23 protein-coding genes, 1 tRNA gene and 1 pseudogene are annotated in these 22,730 nt (G+C 62.5%); 15 read left to right on the top strand and 10 right to left on the bottom strand.

What is annotated here, in order from left to right; all coding sequences use genetic code 11:
* Positions 1–41 precede the first annotated feature (41 nt).
* The 3 genes from LGQ03_RS04540 to LGQ03_RS04530 are packed head-to-tail and all read left to right on the top strand — an operon-like array spanning position 42 to position 2,132.
* Entirely contained in the window at positions 42–497 is a 456-nt protein-coding gene (locus LGQ03_RS04540; RefSeq protein ID WP_226747428.1) for an Lrp/AsnC family transcriptional regulator, read from the top strand.
* A complete protein-coding gene (locus LGQ03_RS04535) occupies positions 494–946 on the top strand; it encodes an Lrp/AsnC family transcriptional regulator (protein ID WP_226747427.1) in 453 nt (150 codons plus the stop codon). Before LGQ03_RS04540 ends, LGQ03_RS04535 begins: the two co-directional genes overlap by 4 nt.
* Positions 947–995: 49 nt before the next feature.
* Positions 996–2,132: an aminotransferase class V-fold PLP-dependent enzyme gene (locus tag LGQ03_RS04530; protein ID WP_226747426.1), complete on the top strand. Its 1,137-nt coding sequence runs from the start codon at positions 996–998 to the stop codon at positions 2,130–2,132.
* Here the strand turns inward: LGQ03_RS04530 and LGQ03_RS04525 are convergent.
* The gene (locus tag LGQ03_RS04525; protein WP_226747425.1) at positions 2,129–3,322 is read right to left on the bottom strand and encodes a UbiH/UbiF family hydroxylase; all 1,194 of its coding nucleotides are present in this window, start codon (positions 3,320–3,322) and stop codon (positions 2,129–2,131) included. The genes LGQ03_RS04530 and LGQ03_RS04525 overlap by 4 nt on opposite strands.
* A 112-nt stretch (positions 3,323–3,434) precedes the next feature.
* Between LGQ03_RS04525 and LGQ03_RS04520 the strand changes: the two genes are divergently transcribed.
* Positions 3,435–4,088, top strand: a complete 654-nt coding sequence (locus tag LGQ03_RS04520; protein WP_090160143.1) for a GntR family transcriptional regulator — start codon at positions 3,435–3,437, stop codon at positions 4,086–4,088.
* On the opposite strand, the gene LGQ03_RS04515 is transcribed toward LGQ03_RS04520, so the two are convergent.
* Together LGQ03_RS04515 and carA are read right to left on the bottom strand one after the other, a co-directional pair.
* Positions 4,042–5,937, bottom strand: coding sequence for a glycosyltransferase family 2 protein (locus LGQ03_RS04515; protein WP_226747424.1), 1,896 nt, complete (start codon positions 5,935–5,937; stop codon positions 4,042–4,044). The two genes, LGQ03_RS04520 and LGQ03_RS04515, sit on opposite strands and share 47 nt — an antisense overlap.
* 60 nt (positions 5,938–5,997) lie before the next feature.
* On the bottom strand, positions 5,998–7,152 hold the full coding sequence (gene carA, locus LGQ03_RS04510) for a glutamine-hydrolyzing carbamoyl-phosphate synthase small subunit (protein ID WP_090160142.1): 1,155 nt from the start codon (positions 7,150–7,152) through the stop codon (positions 5,998–6,000).
* Positions 7,153–7,299: 147 nt separating this feature from the next.
* Between carA and LGQ03_RS04505 the strand changes: the two genes are divergently transcribed.
* A complete protein-coding gene (locus tag LGQ03_RS04505) occupies positions 7,300–7,764 on the top strand; it encodes a GatB/YqeY domain-containing protein (protein WP_090160141.1) in 465 nt (154 codons plus the stop codon).
* 74 nt (positions 7,765–7,838) lie between these two features.
* On the opposite strand, the gene LGQ03_RS04500 is transcribed toward LGQ03_RS04505, so the two are convergent.
* Positions 7,839–8,327, bottom strand: a complete 489-nt coding sequence (locus LGQ03_RS04500) for a DUF2244 domain-containing protein (protein ID WP_226747423.1) — start codon at positions 8,325–8,327, stop codon at positions 7,839–7,841.
* A gap of 27 nt (positions 8,328–8,354) precedes the next feature.
* Between LGQ03_RS04500 and LGQ03_RS04495 the strand changes: the two are divergent.
* Positions 8,355–8,753 (top strand): annotated as a pseudogene (locus LGQ03_RS04495) (N-acetyltransferase family protein); the annotation flags it as partial.
* 111 nt (positions 8,754–8,864) lie between these two features.
* On the opposite strand, the gene ctaD reads toward LGQ03_RS04495, so the two are convergent.
* Positions 8,865–10,538 carry a cytochrome c oxidase subunit I gene (gene ctaD, locus LGQ03_RS04490; protein ID WP_226747422.1) on the bottom strand — a complete coding sequence of 558 codons (1,674 nt, stop codon included), beginning with the start codon at positions 10,536–10,538 and terminating at the stop codon, positions 8,865–8,867.
* A gap of 230 nt (positions 10,539–10,768) precedes the next feature.
* Here ctaD and LGQ03_RS04485 point away from each other — a divergent pair, with 230 nt between their 5' ends.
* Together LGQ03_RS04485 and LGQ03_RS04480 are read left to right on the top strand one after the other, a co-directional pair.
* Entirely contained in the window at positions 10,769–11,746 is a 978-nt protein-coding gene (locus tag LGQ03_RS04485) for a sodium-dependent bicarbonate transport family permease (RefSeq protein ID WP_226747421.1), read from the top strand.
* 1 nt (position 11,747) lies between these two features.
* Positions 11,748–12,056, top strand: a complete 309-nt coding sequence (locus LGQ03_RS04480; RefSeq protein ID WP_056034000.1) for a P-II family nitrogen regulator — start codon at positions 11,748–11,750, stop codon at positions 12,054–12,056.
* Positions 12,057–12,087: 31 nt separating this feature from the next.
* On the opposite strand, the gene lipB is transcribed toward LGQ03_RS04480, so the two are convergent.
* Both lipB and LGQ03_RS16705 read right to left on the bottom strand, forming a co-directional pair.
* Positions 12,088–12,783, bottom strand: a complete 696-nt coding sequence (gene lipB / locus LGQ03_RS04475; protein ID WP_226747420.1) for a lipoyl(octanoyl) transferase LipB — start codon at positions 12,781–12,783, stop codon at positions 12,088–12,090.
* Positions 12,784–13,557, bottom strand: a complete 774-nt coding sequence (locus LGQ03_RS16705) for a LytTR family DNA-binding domain-containing protein (RefSeq protein ID WP_226747419.1) — start codon at positions 13,555–13,557, stop codon at positions 12,784–12,786.
* A gap of 96 nt (positions 13,558–13,653) precedes the next feature.
* On the opposite strand from LGQ03_RS16705, the gene LGQ03_RS04465 reads away from it, so the two are divergent.
* The 7 genes from LGQ03_RS04465 (at position 13,654) to LGQ03_RS04435 (ending at position 20,093) form a co-directional block, all read left to right on the top strand.
* On the top strand, positions 13,654–14,151 hold the full coding sequence (locus tag LGQ03_RS04465; RefSeq protein ID WP_226747418.1) for a DUF2306 domain-containing protein: 498 nt from the start codon (positions 13,654–13,656) through the stop codon (positions 14,149–14,151).
* A 56-nt stretch (positions 14,152–14,207) separates the two neighbouring features.
* Positions 14,208–14,294, top strand: a tRNA-Leu gene (locus LGQ03_RS04460).
* A gap of 195 nt (positions 14,295–14,489) precedes the next feature.
* Positions 14,490–15,590 (top strand): ABC transporter ATP-binding protein, encoded by a 1,101-nt coding sequence (locus tag LGQ03_RS04455; protein WP_404807553.1) that lies wholly within the window; start codon positions 14,490–14,492, stop codon positions 15,588–15,590.
* A 74-nt stretch (positions 15,591–15,664) separates the two neighbouring features.
* A complete protein-coding gene (locus LGQ03_RS04450) occupies positions 15,665–16,780 on the top strand; it encodes an extracellular solute-binding protein (RefSeq protein ID WP_226747416.1) in 1,116 nt (371 codons plus the stop codon).
* Positions 16,781–16,882: 102 nt separating this feature from the next.
* On the top strand, positions 16,883–17,170 hold the full coding sequence (locus tag LGQ03_RS04445) for a DUF1330 domain-containing protein (RefSeq protein ID WP_090160133.1): 288 nt from the start codon (positions 16,883–16,885) through the stop codon (positions 17,168–17,170).
* 2 nt (positions 17,171–17,172) lie between these two features.
* Positions 17,173–18,864, top strand: a complete 1,692-nt coding sequence (locus LGQ03_RS04440; RefSeq protein ID WP_226747415.1) for an ABC transporter permease — start codon at positions 17,173–17,175, stop codon at positions 18,862–18,864.
* Positions 18,865–18,866: 2 nt separating this feature from the next.
* On the top strand, positions 18,867–20,093 hold the full coding sequence (locus LGQ03_RS04435) for an ABC transporter permease (RefSeq protein WP_218144660.1): 1,227 nt from the start codon (positions 18,867–18,869) through the stop codon (positions 20,091–20,093).
* A gap of 71 nt (positions 20,094–20,164) precedes the next feature.
* Here LGQ03_RS04435 and LGQ03_RS04430 read toward each other — a convergent pair whose 3' ends face one another.
* From LGQ03_RS04430 to LGQ03_RS04420, 3 genes are all read right to left on the bottom strand, one after another.
* Positions 20,165–21,094, bottom strand: coding sequence for an AEC family transporter (locus LGQ03_RS04430; RefSeq protein ID WP_090160131.1), 930 nt, complete (start codon positions 21,092–21,094; stop codon positions 20,165–20,167).
* 66 nt (positions 21,095–21,160) lie between these two features.
* On the bottom strand, positions 21,161–21,952 hold the full coding sequence (locus tag LGQ03_RS04425; RefSeq protein ID WP_226747414.1) for an MBL fold metallo-hydrolase: 792 nt from the start codon (positions 21,950–21,952) through the stop codon (positions 21,161–21,163).
* Positions 21,949–22,728, bottom strand: a complete 780-nt coding sequence (locus LGQ03_RS04420; RefSeq protein WP_226747413.1) for a TatD family hydrolase — start codon at positions 22,726–22,728, stop codon at positions 21,949–21,951. The genes LGQ03_RS04425 and LGQ03_RS04420 overlap by 4 nt, the downstream gene beginning before the upstream one ends.
* Positions 22,729–22,730 lie beyond the last annotated feature (2 nt).

The following is a 22,730-nucleotide window of genomic DNA, read 5'->3' as shown; positions in this document are numbered from 1 at the left end:
GATGCTAATCATGCGCGATATGCGGAATTTGGGGAAAAATCATGCTTGATAGTCAGGACAGGGCGATCTTGCGCCAGATGCAGGCCGACCCGGCGCTGACAGCTGGCGAGGTGGCAGAACTGACGGGCCTGTCTGCTGCACAGGTTACGCGGCGGCTGGACAGGATGCAGCGTGACGGGATGATCCGCGGTCAATCGGCGGTGATTGACTGGGCCGCCATGGGGTATCCGTTGCGCGTATCGCTACGCGTAAGCCTCGACAAGACGGTGCCGGGTGCCTTTGACGCGTTTGTGGTCGCGGCACGGGACGTGGCCGAGGTCCTGGAAATCCAGACCTTTCTGGGGCGGGTTGACGTGCGGCTGAGCCTGGTGGCGCGGGATCTGGCGCATTATCAGGCGGTTTACCGTGACCGTATTCTGGCGCTGCCGCATATCGCGGATATCGAGGCACTGATGGATGTTGCTGCCGTCAAGTCCGAGACGGGGTTGCCGCTGTGACGCTGGACGATCTGGATCGCGCGCTGTTGCGGCTGTTGGTGGACGACGCGACGCTGCCGGCCGCGGCCCTGGGGCGGGCGCTGGGCCTGAGCCAGCCCGCGACATGGCGGCGGATCAAACGTCTGCGCGCGGCCGGCGTTCTGGCCGGGCGGCATCTGGATCTGGATGCGCAGGCGCTGGGGTTCGGCGTGACGGTGTTCCTGGGGATCAAGCTGGCGACCAAGGGCCGCGTCAGCCTGGAGGATTTCGAACGCGCGATCACCGCCATTCCCGAGGTGCAGACTGTGACCCATGTGCTGGGCCTGTATGATTATCGGTTGCGGGTCGTGGCGCGTGATCTGGCGGATTTCGAACGGGTGCTGCGGCGGCGGATCATGACGCTGCCGGGTGTGGGGGATGTCGAGGCGAATGTCCTGTTGAGCGAGGAACGCCGTCCGGGACCGCTATGAAGACCGCGCAAGCTGCGCTAGGCTAGCGCAGATGGCACAGGAGTATCCCATGGACGGCAATATGACACGCACCCCGGTCGATCCGGACGGCATGATGGAGTTTTCGGTCGTGTTCACCGACCGGTCCCTCAATTCGATGAGCAAGCGGTTTCAGGGCGTCATGCGCGACCTGTCGTCCATGCTGTGCGATACCTACGCCGCTGAAGGTGTGGCGATCGTACCCGGTGGCGGTTCCTACGGAATGGAAGCGGTCGCGCGGCAGTTCGGTCGTGACGCGCATTGTTTTATCCTGCGCAACGGGTGGTTTTCCTACCGTTGGAGCCAGATTTTCGACGCCGGTGGTTTTGCCGCTGAAACCACGGTGAAGATGGCGAGCCAGACGGGCAACAACAGTCGCGCGCCATTCGCGCCCGTGCCCATCGCCGAGGTCACACAGGCGATCCGGGACGCGAAACCCGATGTGGTCTTTGCCCCACATGTGGAAACCAGCGCCGGGATGATCCTGCCTGACGACTACCTGATGGCGGTGGCCGAGGCCGCCCATGATGTGGGTGCGATCTTTGTGCTGGATTGCATCGCAAGTGGCTGTATCTGGGTCGACATGGCGGCGACGGGTGTGGATGTCGTGATTTCGGCCCCGCAAAAGGGCTGGTCGTCCACGCCTTGCGCCGGTCTCGTGATGATGTCGCAGCGCGCGCTGGACCGGTTGGACAGCACCACGTCGAACAGTTTTGCCAATGATCTGCGCAAGTGGCGCGACATCATGAAGGCCTACGAGAATGGCGGTCACGCCTATCACGCGACGATGCCGACGGATGGTCTGGTGGATTTCCATGCGGCCATGATCGAGACGCGGGATTTTGGTCTGGACGCGGTCAAGGCGGCGCAATGGGACCTTGGCAACCGTGTGCGCGCGCATCTGGCGGGCTTGGGTGTTGCGTCGGTTGCGGCACCAGGGTTTCAGGCCCCCGGTGTTGTCGTCAGCTATACGGATGATCCTGCGGTCAAATCCGGTGCGGCCTTTGCCGCCGAGGGCATGCAGATCGCAGCGGGCGTGCCGTTGCAAGTCGGCGAGCCCGACGATTTCATGACTTTCCGGTTGGGGCTGTTCGGTCTGGACAAGCTTTATGACGTGGATGCGACGCTGGCACGGCTCACGCCGGTACTGGACCGGGTGCTGGGCTAGTCGCTGATCCCGGAGCCAAGGCGCATCAGGCGCCTGCGCACCGGGGCCACGTCGTGCAGGGCACGCAGGCCCAACCCGCGTAAATCCTGCAAGAGCGGGTTGGCGAACCGCGAGGCGCGGTTCAATGCGTCGATTCCCGTGGTGCGGATGTGCAGGTCTGTCTGGCGGGTTTTCTCGTACGCGGTCAGCATTTCATCCGCACCCAGCGTGGCGCGATGTTTTTCTGCGAGGTTGAGCAGGGCGGCGAGATCCTTGAGCGATGTGTTCAGCCCCTGCGCGCCGATCGGTGGCATGACGTGTGCGGCCTCTGCGATCAGGGCCGTGCGGCGCGCTGTCAGGGATTGCGCCGTTTGGGTGATGATCGGCCAGACGCTGCGCGGGCCGACTGGCGTGAGGGTGCCGTTGACGCCTGCGGAGCGGTCGTTGACGGCCGCTGCAAAACGGGCGTCGTCCATGGCGGCCAACGCCTTGATCTGCGGACCATCGGCCATCCAGACGATCGACGAACAGGGCATGCCATCGTGATCGGGCAGGGGCACAAGTGTAAAGGGGCCACCACTGCGGTGCACCTCGGTCGAGATGTTGTTGTGCGGCGCGGGATGCGTGACAGCAAAAGTGATCGCCTTTTGACCGTAACGCGTTGTCTTGACGGGGATGCCCGCAGCCTCGCGGACAGCAGAATTGCGTCCATCCGCGCCGACGACGAGGCGTGCTGCGATCTGGCTGCCATCCGTCAGACGCACCAGCGCGCGGTCCAGCCGTGCGACCATCGACGCAAATCCCGTGCCGGACAGGAACGTCACATTGTCCATGTCGGCCAGTCGCGCGACCATTTCCCGGCGCAGCAGCCAGTTGGGCAGGTTCCAGCCAAAGGGTTCGTCGGAAATGTCGGATGCTGCGAAATCCCGACTGACCGCGGTGTCGCCTGCCGCATCGACGATCCGCATGATCGCAAGCGGTGTCGCATGCGGGGCGAGCGCATCCCAAAGCCCCGCCCCATCCAGCAGATCGCGGGCCGGTTGTAGAAACGCGGTTGTGCGCAGGTCTGCGCCGTCCGCGCCTGCGTCGGTCACGGGCGGTGCGGGATCGACCAGCGTGACGGTAAAACCGGCGGTGCCAAAGGCCGCAGCCGCGGTCAGGCCCGCAACGCCGCCGCCCGATATCAGGATGTCTGTCTGTGTGTCGCTCATACCGCAGACATAGGACGGCGGGGCCTGCGCGAAAAGCCCGGATCGCTGCGACATCCTTGCCGGCTTGGCGGGACGTGCGGCGCAGGCTAATGTCTGCGCCAAAGGAGACACGATGCCAGACCGCGCCACGCCGAACAAAGACGCCTACGAGCTGATCCTCGAGGCCATCGACAGCCATATCTACCGTCCCGGCGACCGATTGGTCGAAAGCGAGTTGGCCGACCGTTTCGGTGTCAGCCGGACCCCCGTGCGCGAGGCATTGCAACGGCTGGAAACCCAAAGTCTGTTGACCCGCGACGGGCGGTCGCTGATCGTGGCCTCGCTGGATCACAACCAGATCTCAGAGCTTTATACCGTGCGCGCCGAACTGGAAGGGCTGGCGGCGCGGCTTGCGGCCAGCCATGCCACGCCGGAAGAAGTACAGGTCCTGCAGGAAATGCTGGCCGCCGATCGCGCGCTGGTCAACGATCCCGAGGCACTGGCGCGGGCCAATCGCCGGTTTCACAAGCAGATCCACCTTGCGTCGCACAATCGGTTCCTGGTGCAGCAGTTGGATCTGGTCTACCGGTCGATGGCACTGCTTGCCACGACATCCATCGCAGCCGAAGGGCGCGGGCCCGATACGCTGGACGAACACGAAAGTATCGTTGCGGCAATCACGGCGGGTGATGGCGATGCAGCCAATGCGGCGTTGCGGGATCACCTGAGCCGCGCTTATGTCACCCGTCTGAAGCTGGACGCGGCACGGGTCGAGGCAGGGTCCTGAGCTGGTCTGGCGGCAACAGGATGCCGTGGGCCGTCTTGTCCCACCAAAACGGTTTCCAGGCCAGTTCCAGCAACCCCTTGTAAACGGCGAGCGATCCAAGCGGGAAATAGAATTGCAGGGTCAGTGCCCAACCCAGCAGGCGCAGCTTGTCCGCGCGGCGCAGGGCGATGGCGGCAATGACCAGATTGATGAGCTCGGCCCCGACGAACAGCGCGACCAATGTTTGCCATTGGCCCGTCGTCAGTGCGGTGGTCATCGGATGCGGCAGGCCCAGCAGGATCAGCCAGAACGACCATAGGAACGGTGCAAGAACGAACTGCGACAGGGTGCCGAGGAACAGCACCTGCACCCCGCAGAACCGCCACAGGCCCAAGTCATGCAGCAATCGCCAAGGTCGCCGCATGTGCACCGCGTAGGTGATCGCATACCCCTTGAGCCAGCGTGACCGCTGTTTGACCCAAGGCCATGCGCGGCCATTGGCCTCTTCTTGGGTGACGGACGGGATAAAGGCGGTCCGGTAGCCGTGCCGTGCCAGTCGCAGGCCCAGATCGGCATCCTCGGTCACGTTGTGGGCGTCCCAACCGCCAAGCCGTTCGAGAATGTCGCGCCGAAAGAACAACGTCGTCCCACCCAGCGGCACCACAAGACCAAGCCGCGCATAGCCCGGCAGGACCACGCGAAACCAGCTGGCGTATTCAATGGTGAAACAGCGGGTCAACCAGTTAGTCGTGCTGTTGTAATAGTCCAGCACGCCTTGCAGGCACGCTACCCGCGGGTCAGCGCGTGCAAAGGCATCTGCAACGACCAACAATTGGTCCGTATCGGGGGCATCCTCCGCATCGTAGACACCTATGATGCCGCCGCGCGCATGGGGCAGTGCGTAGTTCAGCGCGCGCGGCTTGGTGCGCAGCGTGCCTTCGGGCACGGTCATGGCGCGCATCCACGTCAGCAGGCTGATGCGTCCCAAGGCCTGCCGCGTCGTATCGTCGTTGTCCTCGAGCACGAGGCAGACATCCAGCAACGCGCGCGGATACCGAAGCGCCTCGAGACGGGCAATCAGGTGATCGGCAATGTCGCGTTCGTCATACAGCGGAATGAGCAGCGTGATGACCGGCAGCACAGCCTGCGGTCCAGGACGCGGCGGAAAGGATGCCGGGACAAGTCCTGCGATGGCGGCCGCGGATTTCAGCGCGGTCGCCATCAGCATCAGGCCAATGGATATCAGGCAAAGCGTGGTCACAAGCCATCCGGGCGTAAGCCAGGCAAGCGTGGCCAGACCGGCCATCACCGACGCGCCCCACAGGGTTGCACGGCCACTGTGCCAGTTCCGGCTGCTGTCGGCGGCGTCCAGCCGGGTTTCGGCCCGCATCGCAAGGTCGTGACTGCACGATGCGATGACCGCGGTCGTGATCTGGTCCGGCGTCGCAAGTGCCAGCCGCACTGGTCCGAGTCGTGCGGCGAGATCGGGTTCCGCCCGCTGATAGGTCAGCAGATCAGGGGCGAGGACCACGGTCACCTCTCCTGTCTGTCGCCAGGGCAAAACGCCCGCAGTGATGCATTCGGTCGGTCCAAAGGCGCGTATCAGCCGGTCGTCAGGCGGGTCGCTGGCAGGGTCGATCAGCCGGGTGTTCAGGATGTCGCGTTCGGCGTGGATCAAGGACCGTTGCGACACCGCATAGCGCTGAAAATATACGTCACCCAAGGACAGGCCCGTGTCGTAGGCAAAGCGTTGCGCGGCGATCACCTGGTCCCGGCTGACCACGCCGTCATGCAACAGATGCGCCGACAAGGGTGCGAGGACCAGTGACGGTGTCAGTTCCTCAGTCGTATGGTCCGTCAGTGTTGTCATGATCCCGCCATCGCGCGGGATCATTTTCGTTAACAGACGTTAACGAATCCTTAACCGATCTCAGTTTGCAGCCTTGCGGTCGTCCATCGCGGCGGCAAAGCGTTCGAACAGATAATAACTGTCCATCGGACCGGGGCTGGCCTCCGGGTGGTATTGCACGCTGAACACGGGCCGGTCGGCCAGACGGATGCCGCAGTTCGACCCGTCAAACAGGCTGATATGCGTCTCGTGAACGCCTTCGGGCAGGGTCTGGCTGTCGACGGTGAAACCGTGGTTCATCGAGGTGATTTCCACCTTTCCGGTCTCGGTATCCTTGACCGGGTGGTTGGCACCGTGATGGCCGTGGTTCATCTTGATCGTCTGTGCTCCCAGTGCAAGCGCCAGCATCTGGTGTCCGAGGCAGATGCCAAACACCGGAATATCCTGATGTTCCAGCACGCCCTTGATCGCGGGAACGGCATATGCGCCGGTTGCGGCCGGGTCGCCTGGGCCGTTGGACAAGAAGACGCCATCGGGGTTGAGGGCCAGAATATCCTCGGCGGTGGCGGTGGCAGGCAACACGGTCACATCGCAGCCCGCCGAAGCAAGGCACCGCAGGATGTTGCGTTTCGCACCGTAATCGACGGCCACGACCTTGTGCCGGGCGGCGGTCTGGCGGCTGTAGCCGTCAGGCCAGGCCCATCGCATCTCGTCCCAGGTATAGGACTGTGCGCAGGTGACATCCTTTGCCAGATCAAGACCCACAAGGCCGGCAAAACCGCGTGCGGCGGCAACGAGGGCTGCAACATCGAAATTGCCGTCGGGGTCGTGGGCGAGGGCCACGTGCGGTGCGCCTTGCTGGCGGATTGCGCGGGTCAACCGCCGCGTGTCGACACCACCCATGCCGATGCGGCCCCGCTTTGTCAGCCAGGCCCCCAACGTGTCCGTGGTGCGCCAGTTCGACGGCTCTGTCGGGTCCCATTTGACAACCATGCCAGAGGCCACCGGGTCCGAGGTCTCGTCGTCCTCGTCGTTCACGCCCGTGTTGCCGATATGCGGAAAGGTGAATGTCACGACCTGACCGGCATAGGAGGGGTCCGTCATGATTTCCTGATAGCCGGTCATCGCGGTGTTGAAGCACAATTCCGCAGTGGTCTGGCCGGTCGCACCGAACCCACGTCCGTAAAACACGGTCCCGTCAGCGAGGGCGAGGCAGGCGGTGGGTCTATCGGTCATGGGGTGCGTCCTTGTGCAGGCATTGCGACAAATTCAACGTGTCCTAATGGGGGCGGTGGTGCGGGTCAAGGGCCGCGGGGCCGCTTGTGCCGGTCGGGCGGGCCGCATAGATTGCGCCCATGTTTTCAGGACCACAAGGACAAGTTCATGGATGTGCGACAGCGGCTGACGGCGGCCTTGAAGGACGCGATGAAATCAAAGGAAGCCGACCGGCTCTCGACGCTGCGTCTGATCAACGCCGCGATCAAGGATCGCGATATCGCGCTGCGTGGCACGGGTGCCGAGGAAGGGGCCACCGTCGGTACCGACGAGGTGCTGGCGATCCTGGGGCGCATGGTCAAGCAGCGACAGGAAAGTGCGCGCGCCTATGAGGAAGGCGGGCGACTGGAACTAGCCGAGAAGGAGCTGGCCGAAGTCAGGGTCATCGAGGATTTCCTGCCGCGCCAGCTGGACGATGCCGAAACCGAAGCGGCGGTGGACGCGGCGATTGTCGAGGCCGATGCCGACAGCATCCGCGACATGGGCCGTGTCATGGCGGTCCTCAAGGGCAAGTACATGGGCCAGATGGATTTCGGCCGCGTCGGCCCGATGGTCAAGTCCAAGCTGGGTTGAAGGGGGGCGGGCCCGCCCGCCCACCCCTTTTCGGGGCTTCGCCCCGGACCCCGGATATTTTCAACCAGAAGAAGTCAGCCGCGCATTGCGCGTTTGAGATCGTCGTAAAGGGCGAGCCGTTCGCTTGCATCAAGGAATGACCCGATCTCGACCTCGCGGTCGCCGCCCCGCAGAGTGATGTAGTTTTCGACCGGACCACCCTTGGGGTGCAGATGGACGCTGACCCAATAGCGGTTGGCCTCCCAGTCCTGACGCGGACCGCGCGGGTTGTGACGTGTCAGATGTGCTGTCTGGTCGTCGACGGTCAGTTCCTCGAGCACCGCACCACGGCGATAGCTGGCGTTCAACGCAAACCACAGCCCGCTGAAGGCCAGGATGAAGAATGGCAGCAGTCCCCACAGGACGGCAGAGCCCAGCACGACCAGCAAGGGCAGGGCAATCAGCGTCGCCGTTCCCCCCATGAACAGAACGAAATCGCGCCGCAAGAGCGACCGATACGGCCAGAGCGACAGTGACCATTGGGGCTGATCATGCGGCGGGGGTGAAGACCATTCATAGGGCATGTGTGAGTTTTAGAGCGGCTTGCGCGCATGACCAATGCGCGGTTTGGTCGCGCTGGATATTGGCGCAGCGAGCGTGTGACATGCATATCGAAATCAGACGGCTGGCGGCGCAGGACCGCAGGGCCCGGGACGCCGTGTACCGCGGGTATGCTGCGTCCCCTATGCGATCGATCAGACACCCGACATGCGCGACAGGGTCTGGACCTGGTTGACGGATCCCGGGCACGTGGTCGCAGGCCATGTTGTGGTGTATCGGAAGGAGAGATCTGCGGTCTTGCGCATGTGCGTTCGTTTGCCCGACCGCTGTCGGCCAGGACGGGGCTGTTCCAGGATGATCTGTTCGTCGACCCTGCCGCGCGCGGGCAGGGCGTCGCGGATGCCCTGACCGGGCATCCGGCGGATCCGGCCCGCGCATCAGGCCATTTTGTGCTGTGCTGGATCACTGTCGAGGATAACGCGCGAGCGCGCCGTGTTCATGACCGCATGAACGAAAAAGGCCCCGGAAAACCGGGGCCTTTTGCTTGTAAGCCGTGGCGTTTAGTGCGCCGGGGATTTGTCCCACTCGCTCTGCTTGGGCAGAGTTTCGAACGTATGCTCGGGCGGCGGGGACGGCAGTGTCCATTCCAGCGTATCTGCATATTCGTTCCACGGGTTCGCTTCGGTGCATTTGCGGCCCCAGATCAGCGAGTAGAAGATCACGCCGATGAAGAACAGGAACGAAGCGAACGACAGGAACGCACCCCAGGACGACACGTAGTTCCATGTCGCAAAGGCCTCTGGGTAGTCGATGTAGCGACGGGGCATGCCCTGACGGCCCAGGAAGTGCTGCGGGAAGAAGGTGATGTTCGCACCGATGAACATCGCCCAGAAGTGCAGCTTGCCAGCCCATTCGGGATACATCTTGCCGGACATCTTGGGGAAGTAGAAGTAGATCCCCGCAAAGATGCCGAACACGGCGCCCAGCGACATCACGTAGTGGAAGTGTGCCACGACGTAGTAGGTGTCGTGATAGACGCGGTCGATGCCAGCCTGGCTGAGCACGATACCGGTCACACCACCCACGGTGAACAGGAACAAGAAGCCCATGGCCCAGAGCATCGGTGTCTTGAACTCGACCGAACCGCCCCACATGGTCGCAATCCACGAGAAGATCTTGACCCCGGTGGGCACCGCGATGACCATCGTCGCCATCATGAAATAGGACTGCTGCGTCAGCGACATGCCCACGGTGTACATATGGTGTGCCCAGACGACAAAGCCCAGAACACCGATTGCCACCATTGCGTAAACCATCGGCAGGTAGCCAAAGATCGGTTTTTTCGAGAAGGTCGCGATGATGTGGCTGATGATGCCGAACGCGGGGATGATGATGATGTAGACCTCGGGGTGACCAAAGAACCACAGGATGTGCTGGTACAGAACCGGGTCACCACCGCCCGACGGCTGAAAGAACGTGGTGCCAAAGTTGCGGTCCATCAGCAGCATCGTGATGGCACCGGCCAGAACCGGCAGCGCCAGCAGGATCAGCCATGCGGTGACAAAGATCGACCAGGCGAACAGCGGTACCTTGTGCATGGTCATGCCGGGGGCACGCATGTTCAGGAAGGTCGTGATGATGTTGATGGCACCCAGGATCGACGACACACCCGACAGGTGGACGGCAAAGATTGCGAGGTCCATGGACAGACCGCCCTCGGATGTGGACAGCGGCGGATACATGACCCAGCCCACACCAGAGCCCAGCTGGCCGTTGCCGCCGGGTGCGATCATGGATGCGACGCCCAGTGCGGAACCGGCAACAAACATCCAGTAAGACAGGTTGTTCATCCGCGGGAACGCCATATCCGGCGCACCGATCTGCAACGGCATGAAATAGTTGCCGAAACCGCCGAACAGGGCCGGGATCACAACAAAGAACATCATCAGGATGCCGTGATACGTGATCAGCACGTTCCACAAGTGGCCGTTGGGCGTACATTCGGATGCGGCGTCCGTGAACAGGCGCGCGCCTTCCATGCACATATGCTGGACACCGGGCTCCATGAGCTCGATCCGCATGAATACGGTGAAAGCCACCGAGATGAAGCCGACGAGACCGGCTGTAAACAGGTACAGGATCCCGATGTCTTTGTGGTTGGTGGACATGAACCACCGGGTAAAGAACCCCCGGTTGTCTTCGTGGTCATGGCCGTGGATGGCGGCGTCTGCCATGTGGCTCTCCCTCGCGTTGGCTACAGATCGGACGGCACGAGTCGACAAAAACGCATCGTCCTTTGCCCGCGTTCTAAAGAACCGGCGCGCTGGGGGCAATGTTGGATGTACATGCCCGGCTGGGTAAAATTGGCGCAGGCGCGGAGGCCAAGGTTGCATGGGCTGTCGGGATTGCAGGTCCGGAACGCTGTGGTATCAAAGCAGGACAAGTTCGCAGCAAGAGGCCAGCCATGTCCGAAATCCTGTCGCTCGCCGGCGCGAACCTGATTTCACCGATCATCTTGTCGTTTGCGCTGGGCCTTGCTGCCGCAATGGCGCGGTCGGATCTGTCCATCCCCGAGGCCGTGGCCAAGGGCATGTCGATTTATTTGCTGTTCGCCATCGGGTTCAAGGGCGGCGCCTCGGTTGCAGCACACGGGATCGACGCCACCCTGTTGCTGGCGGTGGGCGCGGGCATCGTGCTGTCGTTTGGTCTGCCATTCATCGCATTCGCGCTGTTGCGGGTGCTCACGGGCCTGTCGGGCCTGGATGCAGCTGCGGTCGCCGCGCATTATGGATCGATCAGCATCGTGACATTCGTGGCTGCGACCTCCGTGCTCGAGGGGCGGGCCATCGATGCCGAGGGCTATATGGTGGCCGTCGCCGCCGCGATGGAAGCCCCCGCGATCCTGTCCGCACTCTGGCTGGTGGCGCGCAGCGGCACGGCCGGCCGGATGGAGCCGGGATTGATGCGGGAAATCCTGCTCAATGGGTCCATCGTCCTGCTGGTCGGCAGCTTCGTCATCGGCATGGTCACGGGCGAGGCTGGTCTTGCCGAAATCGCGCCATTCATCGTGTCGCCGTTCAAGGGCGTGCTGTGCCTGTTCCTGCTGGACATGGGGCTGGTCGCGGGGCGGGGGCTGCGCCAGTCGCGCGGTGTGCTGGGTCTGGGTGCGGTGGCATTCGGTATCGCGATGCCGCTGGTGGGATCGGTCATCGGGTTGGGCATGGGCATGGCCATCGGGCTGTCGGCAGGCGGGATCGTCCTGCTCATGGTTCTGGCGGCCTCCGCCTCCTATATCGCCGTGCCGGCCGCGATGCGGGTCGCCCTGCCAGAGGCCAATCCGGCCATCTATCTGACCTTGTCGTTGGGGGTGACGTTTCCGTTCAACCTGACGCTGGGCATTCCACTTTATGTGGCGATGGCCACGATGATGACTGGGGGCTGACATGGACATGCATCAGGCAAAACGCATCGAGATCGTGATCGAAAAACCGATGGAAGGGCGGCTGGCCAAGGCGCTGAGCTCTGCCGGTGTGACGGGCTATAGTGTGGTGCCCGTGCGCGGTGGCTCGGGCCGTTCGGGCCCCTGGACCCGCGAAGGCGAGATCGGGCGTTCCGGTATGGTCATGTTCATCTGTCTGATCCGCCCGGACCGGCTGGATGCCCTGCTCGAAGCGGCCTTTGCCGTCGTCGAACGGCACATCGGCGTGGTGTCCGTCACGGATGCGATGGTCCTGCGAGCTGAACGTTTCTAGCGCGATTTGCGCATCATCTTGCCAAAAATACTCAAGCGCCGCAGGCATCCGTGTCATCAACCGGGCGGGGGTCCTGCGGCATGCCGAACACCTGGTCAAAGCTTGCACGCAGGGCCACGTCGACGTCATCCATCGTGACAGGCAGGCCCAGGTCGACCAGCGACGTGACCCCGTGATCGCTGATGCCACAGGGCACGATCCCGTCGAAATGACTCAGATCGGGTTCGACATTGATCGACAGGCCGTGAAACGACACCCACTTGCGCAGGCGGATGCCCAGGGCTGCGATCTTGTCCTCTGCGATCGCGCCGGTGGCGGTCAGTGGTTTGTCCGGGCGTTGGACCCAGACGCCGACGCGGCCCGCGCGGCGTTCGCCCTTGACGTTGAACCTGTCCAGGGTCGCGATGATCCAAGCCTCCAGATCGGCCACGAACAGCCGCACGTCGCGGCCCCTGCGGGACACGTCCAGCATCACATAGGCTACACGCTGCCCCGGCCCGTGATAGGTATATTGTCCGCCACGTCGCGCCTCGAAGACGTCGAAACGGTCGGGATCGACCAGATCGGCGGGGTTGGCGCTGGTGCCAGCGGTATAGAGGGGCGGATGTTCAACCAGCCAGATCACCTCGTTCGCGGTGCCGGCGGCGATGGCGTCGGCGCGCGCCTCCATCCAGGCGAGGGCGTCGGGATAGGGGGTCAGCCCCGGTGAGGTGATCCACTCGATCATTCAGCGCGCGGGCAGCAGCCCGGCCTCCTTGATCGCAGGGACATAGCGGCGGCTGACGGGGATCTGCGTGCCGTCCGCCAATGTCAGGACCGCGCCATCCCCCTTGCGGTCGGCTGCCACGACGGCCGCTGTCGCGACCCACTGGGACCGGTGCACCTGCAACCCGGGCGTGGTGGCGGTTTCGCGGATCGCATCGGACAGGCGCATCAGGATCATCTCTTGTCCCTTGGTGGTCGTCACGCGAACATAGTGATCCTCGACCGACATGGCCAGAAGCGTGCCGCGTTTGTCCAGCGGCAGGCGGTCAAGGATCGATGGTCCGACCATTGGCGCAGTCGCGGACATTATGCGCTGCACGACAGCCTCGATCAGGATTGCAACGATCAGCGCGATGACAAACACCTGTGCAAGGTAGACCGCCAGGGCTGTTCCGGCAGGCCAGAACCCCAGCCACATGCCGTTCAGAACCCAGACCAGCACTGACACGCAAGTCGCCGTCGCAAGGCCGATGACGGCCAGCCGCCGCTGCCGCGGCAGTCGGTCTGCCCAGCGATGTAAAGTGTAGATGTTCACCCACAACCCGGCCGCATAGGTCGTCGTGACGACCATCGTCCAATAGGCAAGGCGGGGCAGGGGGCGCAGCAGAGCGGCACCGTCGAACGGGGCGATGATCGCAAGGATCACGCTGGTGCCCGCCAGACAGATCAGTGTGGTCGGGTGCCGAAACCGGTCCCGCCATTCACGCAGCGCGAGTTGCAGTGGTCCGCCGCTCACACAGCAGGCCCTGTCGTTCGGGCATCAGGATTAGCACGGTCGCAGCTCATGGTTCAGGGATAGGCAATCGCAATACCCAAGCCAAGAGGACTTGCCATGACCCTGAGCCCGATCCTGACTGCATCTCCTGTTCTGCAGATCCATATCGCCTGCGCATTGGTCGCACTGGCCGTCGGGCCGTTCACGATGTTCACGCGGTTGCCGCGCGGCCAGCACAAGGGGCTTGGCTACACCTGGGTGGCGGGGATTGTCGGGCTGTCACTCTCATCGTTCTGGATTCCCAGCTTTGGGCTGGCGGTGGTCGGCCACTTTGGCCCGCTGCACATGCTGGCGGTTGCAGCCCTGCATGGTGTCTGGTCTGCAATCCGGCATGTCCGGCGCGGAAACATCCGCGCGCACCGCCTGATCATGCGCAATGTCTGGTTCGGCACGATGGGCGTCGCGACGCTGGCCAATTTCCTGCCGGGCCGCACGATGAACCACGTGGTGTTGAACGGTGATGATCGCGCCGGATGGCTGGTGATCGGTCTGGGCCTGGTTGCGCTGGTCTGGCTGTGGCGTCAGGTGCGCGGCGGCGTTTCGGCGACAACTTGACGATTTGGCCTTGATGGTGTGGGGCCGTTTGGCTAATCAGCGCCATGCCTAGACTTGCGGTCGTGGCGGAATTGGTAGACGCGCAGCGTTGAGGTCGCTGTTCTGTAACAAGAGTGGGGGTTCGAGTCCCCCCGACCGCACCAAGGCATGTTTCAGGAAATTTCACTCTATTTGCAAATTTTGCAGGCATTATTGTCGTTTTTCGCCCATTTTACGGGTGATTTGCCCGTTTTCGCATGCTTCCAAAACGTTTCGGGGAATCGGCTTGCATAACGCTGGCGGCCTCGCTTTAGTCTGTGACCAACAGTGCGGGACAACCCGCCGGACGTGACAGGGAGATTGCCGTGGCCAACAACGCAGATGCGTTCGTGGAATTTGACCGCGTTCAGAAAAGCTATGACGGCGAACAGCTGGTCGTAAAAGATCTGAACCTTTCGATGCCGAAAGGCGAGTTTCTGACCATGCTGGGGCCGTCGGGGTCGGGCAAGACCACCTGCCTGATGATGCTGGCCGGGTTCGAGACCGCGACCCACGGCGACATCCGCCTTGATGGCACCCCCATCAACAACATTCCGCCCCACAAGCGCGGGATCGGTATGGTGTTCCAGAACTACGCCCTGTTTCCGCACATGACGGTGGCCGAAAACCTCGCGTTTCCGTTGCAGGTGCGCAAGATGAACAAGTCCACGCAGGAAGAAAAAGTCATGCGCGCGCTGGGCATGGTGCAGATGCAGGACTTTGCTGGGCGCCGCCCGTCGCAACTGTCGGGCGGCCAGCAACAGCGGATCGCGCTGGCCCGCGCGCTGGTGTTCGAACCCGAACTGGTGCTGATGGATGAACCGCTGGGCGCGCTGGACAAGCAGTTGCGCGAGACGCTGCAATTCGAAATCACGAACCTGGCCCACGAGTTGGGGATCACGGTGGTTTACGTCACGCACGATCAGACCGAGGCGCTGACCATGTCCGACCGTGTCGCTGTTTTCGAAAACGGTCGCATCCAGCAATTGGCCCCGCCAGACCAGTTGTACGAGGAACCGCAGAACAGTTTCGTCGCGCAGTTTATTGGCGAAAACAACACGCTCGAAGGTGTTGTGTCCGAAATCAAGGGCGATACCTGTGTGGTGAAACTGGACAGCGGAGAGGTCATCGACGCGGTGCCGGTGAACGTCAATCAGGTCGGCGAACGAACCAAGGTTTCGATCCGCCCCGAACGTGTCGAGGTGGACACCGCCAAGCTGGGACCGAATGCGCATACGCTCAAGGCCGAGGTTCTGGAATTCGTCTACATGGGCGATATTTTCCGCACCCGCCTGCGCGTCGCTGGCACCGACAATTTCGTCATCAAGACACGCAATTCCCCCGATCAGACCAAACTGACGCCGGGGACGACCATCAATATCGGCTGGCTGCCGCGCGACTGCCGCGCGCTGGACGCCTGATATCGAACAGGATGCGGCCGGTCCCGGCGGGTGCATCCATGAATAATGACCGGGTAACATAACGGGAGTTGATTATGACTTTGAAGACAAAACTTGGCGCGACCACCGCACTTGTGCTGGCTGGCTCGACGGCCTTTGCCGCCGGTCACGCCGAAATGGCAAACGATATGACAATCGTGTCCTGGGGTGGTGCCTATCAGAACAGCCAGCTGAAGGCCTACGTCGAACCCTACATCGCGGCGAACCCCGATGTGACCGTCGTCTGGGACGAATCCTCGGCCGAGGCGGTCGCAAAACTTCGCGCCATGAACGAAGCCGGTAACGTTACCTGGGACCTGGTCGACGTGGAAGCCGCTGACGGCATCCGTCTGTGCGACGAGGGTCTCGTGCTCGAGATCGACGTCGAAGAAGTACTGGCCGAAGGTGACGACGGAACCAGCGCCGAGGACGATTTCGGTGACAGCCTCGTGTCCGACTGCTTTATCCCGCAGATCGTGTTCTCGACCACGGTCGGCTACCGCACGGACATGGTCGGTGACACGCCGCCCAGCGACATCTGCGCGATCTTTGACCTGGAAACCTATCCCGGCATGCGTTCGCTGAACCGTCGCCCGCTGGCGAACATGGAATGGGCGCTGCTGTGTGACGGCGTCGCCAAGGACGACATCTATGACGTTCTGGCCACCGATGAAGGTCAGGCGCAGGCATTCGCCAAGCTGGACACCATCAAGGAAAATGTCGTGTGGTGGACCGCCGGTGCCGATACGCCGCAGCTGCTGGCCGATGGCGAAGTCGTCATGGGTTCGACCTACAACGGTCGTCTGTTCAGCGCCATCGCAGAGCAGGATCAACCGATCGGCATGCTGTGGGATGCGCAGATGCTGGACTATGACGGCTGGGTGATCCCCGATGGTCTGTCCGATGAGCGTCTGGCACGCGTCATGGACTTTGTCCGTTTCGCGACCGACACGCAGCGTCTGGCCGATCAGGCTGCCTACATCAGCTACGGCCCCGCACGTGCCTCCTCTGCACCCCTGGTCGGTGACCACGCAGAGCTGGGTATTCCCATGGCAGAGCACATGCCGACCGATCCGGCCAACGCGACCAACGTGTTCGTCACGCAGTACGCATTCTGGTCTGACTACCGCGACGATCTGGATGCGAAATTCCAGGCCTGGCTGGCCCAGTAAATCATCAAGGCGCGCCCCGGACCCGGTCCGGGGCGTCATATGATCCGTGGCGGCCCGCATGTGTCGGGCCGCCACATCCCCAAATCTGCGAGGAAGACAGACATGCCCAAAGGTTACATCATCGGTCATATCAAGGTGACGGACCCCGAAGGCTACCCTGAATATGTCCAGCGCGACACGCCGATCCTGCAAGCGCATGGCGCGCGGTTCATCGTGCGCGGCGGCCAGTCCGAAACGCCCGAGGGTGTAGATATGGGACGGCATGTCGTCATCGAATTCGACAGCTATGAGGCCGCCAAGGCCGCCTACAATGACCCCGATTACCAAGAAGTCGCAGACATCCGGCGCCGCTGCGCCGAGAGCACGATCATCCTGGTGGAAGGCACCTGAACATGAGCAACGCCACAACAGGCCCTGACAATCTGACAGGCGTAACCCCTGATACCGGGCTGAAGGTCGGGCAATCCGATGAAACCGGACCGGTTCTGGCCGCTGACGGCACTTCGCTGAAATCATCGCTGAACCGCGCCCTGCGCAAGCAAAAGATGCGGGCGCTGCTGCTGATCGCGCCGCTGCTGTTCTTTATCCTCGTCACATTCATTTACCCGATCGGCGAAATGTTGTTCCGGTCGGTCGAAAACCAGATCGTCGGTGAAACACTGCCGCGCACGGTCGTAGAACTGGCCGATTGGGATGCCGATGTGACCGATGTTCCGGGTGCGCCAGTGTTTTCCGCGCTGACCAAGGACCTGATGGTCGCGGTCGAGGAAAAGAACCACACCCGGCTGGGATCGCGTCTGAACTATGAACTGTCGGGCGTGTCGTCCCTGTTTCGCAAATCCGGCCGTGGCGTTGACGATTTCGGCGAGGTCTACACCGATCAGTTCGTGGCGCTGGATCCCGCATGGGAAGACCCTGCAACATTCATCGACATCTTTGCCGGTGAACGCTGGCTGACGGAGAACGCCGCCTATGATGGCGAGGGGCCGCGCCCGAGATTCCGATTGGCGCCCGGCGTGGACGATGTCCTGCCCGAAACCGCCCGCATGTACGCAGACTTTGCCCGCGTCGTTCAGGTCGAGGATGACGACAATCCGGTAGAAGAAGAACCCTGGAACGCGGTTTACCTCGCACTTTACGAGGAACTGTCCGCGGGTGCCGTGATCCCTGCGGATTTTCCGCAGGCCGCACTGCTGAACCAGGCACAGGCCGCTGTTGCCACATTTGACACCGAGGATCTGCGCGCGCAGTTCGTCGAGATCGACGAAGACTGGGCCGACCGCGAGGTCTGGCGCATCATCCAGGGCTATTCCGCACCCTATACGGCCGGGTATTTCCTGAACGCCGTGGACCTGCAACAGACACCCGACGGCGTCGCTTGGCGCCCGGAAAACCAGCAGATCTATATCACGCTGTTCATCCGCACGATGATCATGTCGACGGCAATCACGCTGGCCTGCATCATGCTGGGCTATCCTGTCGCATGGCTCATGGCGAACCTGCCCGCACGGCAGGCAAACCTGCTGATGATCCTTGTCTTGCTGCCGTTCTGGACGTCGCTGCTGGTGCGCACATCCGCATGGAAGGTCATGTTGCAACGCGAGGGTGTCATCAACGACCTATTCGTCTGGATCGGTATCGTCGCCGATGACAACCGGCTTGCCCTGATCAACAATGCGACGGGCACGATCATCGCGATGACGCACATCCTGCTGCCGTTCATGATCCTGCCGCTGTATTCGGTGATGAAAACCATCCCAGTCAGCTATACCCGCGCCGCCAAATCGCTGGGTGCGACGAACTGGACCGCGTTCTGGCGCGTCTATTTCCCGCAAAGCGTGCCCGGCATCGGCGCGGGGTCGATCCTCGTGTTCATCCTGGCCATCGGTTACTACATCACGCCTGAAATCGTGGGCGGGACCAAGGGTGTCTTTATCTCGAACCGGATCGCCTATCACATCTCCAGCTCATTGAACTGGGGTCTGGCGGCGGCGCTGGGGGCCATCTTGCTGGTGATCGTTCTGGCGCTGTACTGGGCCTATGATCGGATCGTGGGCATCGACAACGTGAAACTGGGGGGCTGATCATGGCTGCTGCATTCAATCCGACCGCAGGCAAACCACTGCGCCCCTTCATGACATTTGCCTTGCCGCTACTGCTGGCCTTTGGCGCGATCCTGGGTTTCATCGGTGGGCAGGCGGCAGGTCTGGGACCTGCTGCCGGCACGCTGGTCGGGATAATCGTGGCGGCTGTGCTGGCCTTTGTGCTGCCGCGCTATCTGCCGCAGCGTTCAGGCCGCTGGACGGCCACGGGGATCTGCGGTGTGCTGGGGCTGTTGGCGGGTGGTCTGGCCGGTTTCATCGGCGGCGTGATCCTGGGCGCGCTGCTGGGCTGGGCGGTCTATTGGCTGACCAAGGGCAACTACCGCCGTGGCGTGCCGGTTTACGCAACCTCTGGCCAGACGCTGTGGCACAATGCGTTCAAGTTCATCTGCGGTGCCATCTTCTTTTTCCTGATCGCACCGATCGTCACGGTGATCCCGTTGTCGTTCAACGCCGAAAACTTCTTTACCTTCACACCGGGCATGCTGGCGCTGGATCCCGAGGCCTACAGCCTGCGCCATTACCGCGACTTTTTCACCAATGATGCATGGCTTCAGCCGTTGAAGAATTCGCTGATCATCGCGCCGCTGGCGACCATCATTTCGGTGACGCTGGGCACGCTGGCAGCGATCGGTTTGTCGCAATCGCATGTGCCCGCCCGGCGCGCGATCATGGCGATCCTGATTTCGCCGATGATCGTGCCGTTGATCATCTCGGCCACGGGTATGTTCTTTTTCTACAGCCAGATGGGCCTGTGGATGGAGGAATACCTGGGCCTGTCCAAGGATCTGACCGGCTATATCAAGGTGGTATTGGCCCATGCCGCATTGGGCATTCCCTTCGTCATCATCACGGTGACGGCCACCCTGGTCGGTTTTGACCAATCGCTGACACGGGCCGCGGCAAACATGGGTGCGGGACCTGCCAAGACGTTCTTCAAGATCCAGATGCCGCTGATTCTGCCCGGCGTGATCTCAGGCGGACTGTTCGCCTTTATCACGTCGTTCGACGAGGTGGTCGTCGTACTGTTTGTGGGCGCCGCCGCGCAAAAGACGCTGCCGTGGCAGATGTTCACCGGCCTGCGCGAGCAGATTTCACCGACGATCCTCGCGGTGGCCACGGTGCTGGTCTGCGTGTCAATCTGCCTGCTGACGGTGGTGGAATTGTTGCGGCGCCGGTCGGAACGCCTGCGGGGCATGTCGCCGGGTTGATCCCCCGTATTTTCGCGAAAATACGGCCTCCCGTTGCTGGCGGGGGGCCGATTTTTCGCGAAAAATCGGGATCAGGGCAGAATGTAGAGCCAGCCCCAGATCGTCAGGACGCTGCCGCCCGTCGCGATCAGCACGGAGGATGCGGCAACCCGGCGGGCCCGGCCATACATATTTGCAAAGACATAAGCGTTCACCCCCGGGGCCATGGCGGCGGTCAGGATCGCGGACCTGAAATCGGCGATATCGAGTCCTGTCGCGCGCCCCATCGTCCAGACGATCAGGGGATGCAGACCAAGGCTGATTGCGCAAACGAACAGGATCGTGCGCATGTCACCTTCAGGGCGGTAGCGGTACAGCACCCCCCCCAGACCGAACAACGCCGCCGGCAGAGCCGCACGGACCATCAGGTCGATGGCATCCGCGACAGTGACCGGCAGGGCCATTCCCGACAGGTTCACGGTTAGGCCCAGAACGATCCCGATGATCAGGCTGTTGTGGAACATGGCGTTCAGCACCTTCCAGGGGAGCTGTCTGCGCGCCCCGCCCTGGTTGCGCACGATTTCCATGGCCGTAATCCCGAGGAAATAGCCAAAGGGCGCGTGCATCGCGATGATCGCGAAATTTCCCGCCAGTGCATCGGTGCCGTAGGCGCGTTCGGTGATGGGAATGCCCAGCAGCAATGTGTTGGAGAACAGTGCGCAAAATCCGATGGCAATCGCGTCCTCCCAGTCGCGTTTGAACAGGTAGCGGCCACCGAGCGTGCCGCAGATGAAACAGGCCAATGCGCCGGTGTAGAAGCTGCCCAGCAATGCCAGGCTGAAATTCTGGCTCAGGTCCAGGTCGGACATTGCCTTGAACAACAGGCAGGGCAGGGCAAAGGTCTGGGTGAAGCGCATCAGCCCGTCCACGCCTGCATCGCTGAACAGGCCGCGCCAGACCGCGACATAGCCGAAACCGATGACCAGAAAGACGGGGAGGATGACCTCGATCAGCGCTGTCATGGGTGAGGCCCCTCTGGTTCGAATGGCGGACGCCTGCGGCGGGCGAGTATTTGCGGCAAGATGATGCTAGGGTCGGACGATACGCAGCCCGTCGTGGGCCGGGATGATGTGGTCGGGCAGTTCGTCCTGCAAGGTGGCGTAATCAAGGTCCACATGCATGTTGGTGAGGATCGCCTGCTGCGGTTTTGCCCGCGCAATCCATTCGCATGTCCGCGCGAGATGGCTGTGACTGGGATGCGGGGTGCGGCGCAAGGCATCCACGATCCAGGTGTGCAACCCGTCGAGGGTCGGCCAGACCGCCTCGGGTATGCCGGATACATCCGGCAGGTATGCAACATCGGCGATCCGGAATCCCAGGGCGGGAATATTGCCGTGTTCCACCGTGAAGGGTGTCAGGATGATCTTGCCGCCTGCGCCACTCACATGCACATCGCCACGGATATGGCGCAGATCCAGAATCGGTGGATAGCTCGATCCCGGTGGTGTCTCGAAGGCATAGCCAAAGCGTTCGGTCAGCGCTTGTGCCGTGGGACCATCGGCCCAGACATCCAGGCGTTTGCGGGTGTTGAACACGATCATGCGCAGATCGTCGATACCATGCACATGATCCGCATGGGGATGGGTGTAGACCACACCGTCCAGCTGGCCGATACCGGCATCCAGCAGTTGTTCGCGCATGTCGGGTGTGGTGTCGATCAGCACGCTGGTGGTGCCGTCCGGCCCGTCGCGCTGCACCAGCAGCGAACAGCGCCTGCGACGGTTCCTGGGATTGGTCGGATCGCAGTCGCCCCAGATGCCGCCCAGGCGTGGCACGCCACCGGATGATCCGCAGCCCAGAATGGTGAAACGCAGGGTCATGCGGCCTTCCAGAACAGGCGGTCGAAGTTGGCGGTTGTCCGGGTTGCGAATTCCGCAGGTGTGAGGCCGAACACCTCGGACCCGACGCGTGCTGTATGTGCGGTATAGGCCGGCTCGTTCGTCTTGCCGCGGTGTGGCGGCGGGGCGAGGTAGGGGCTGTCTGTTTCCACCAGGATCCGGTCCAGTGGCGCATCGGCAAAGATGGCGCGCAGGTCGCGGGATTTGGGAAAGGCTGCAATACCGGACATCGACAGATAGAAATCGAGGGCCAGCGCCGCCTCGGCCAGCGCGCGCGAGGATGAAAAGCAGTGCATGACGCAGGTAAATGCACCTGCGGCGTGTTCTTCGGTCAGGATGCGCGCCATGTCGTCGTCGGCGTCGCGGGCGTGGATGATCAGCGGTAGCCGGGTCTGGCGTGCGGCCTCGATATGCAGACGCAGGGATTGTTGCTGCACGAATTTGCTGTCGGCGGTGTAGTGATAATCCAGACCCGTTTCACCGATGCCGACGAATTTGGGATGCCGGGCGAGCGCCACGAGATCGTCGACCGTTGCCATGGGTTGGTCCGCCACGCTCATCGGGTGGGTGCCGGCGGCCCAATAGACGGGGGCGTGGGCGTCGGCAATTGCGGCGACACGGGGCGCATTTGCCAGTTTCGTGCAGATGGTGACCATGCGCGTGACACCTGCGTCCACGGCGCGCTGGATCACATCCGCGCGGCTGTCGTCGAACTCGGGAAAATCCAGATGGCAGTGACTGTCGACGAGGTGGGACATGA

Origin of the sequence: Loktanella gaetbuli (assembly GCF_020531945.1) — a bacterium.
GTDB lineage: Bacteria > Pseudomonadota > Alphaproteobacteria > Rhodobacterales > Rhodobacteraceae > Loktanella > Loktanella gaetbuli.
This window is presented reverse-complemented; position numbering and strand designations above follow the sequence as displayed.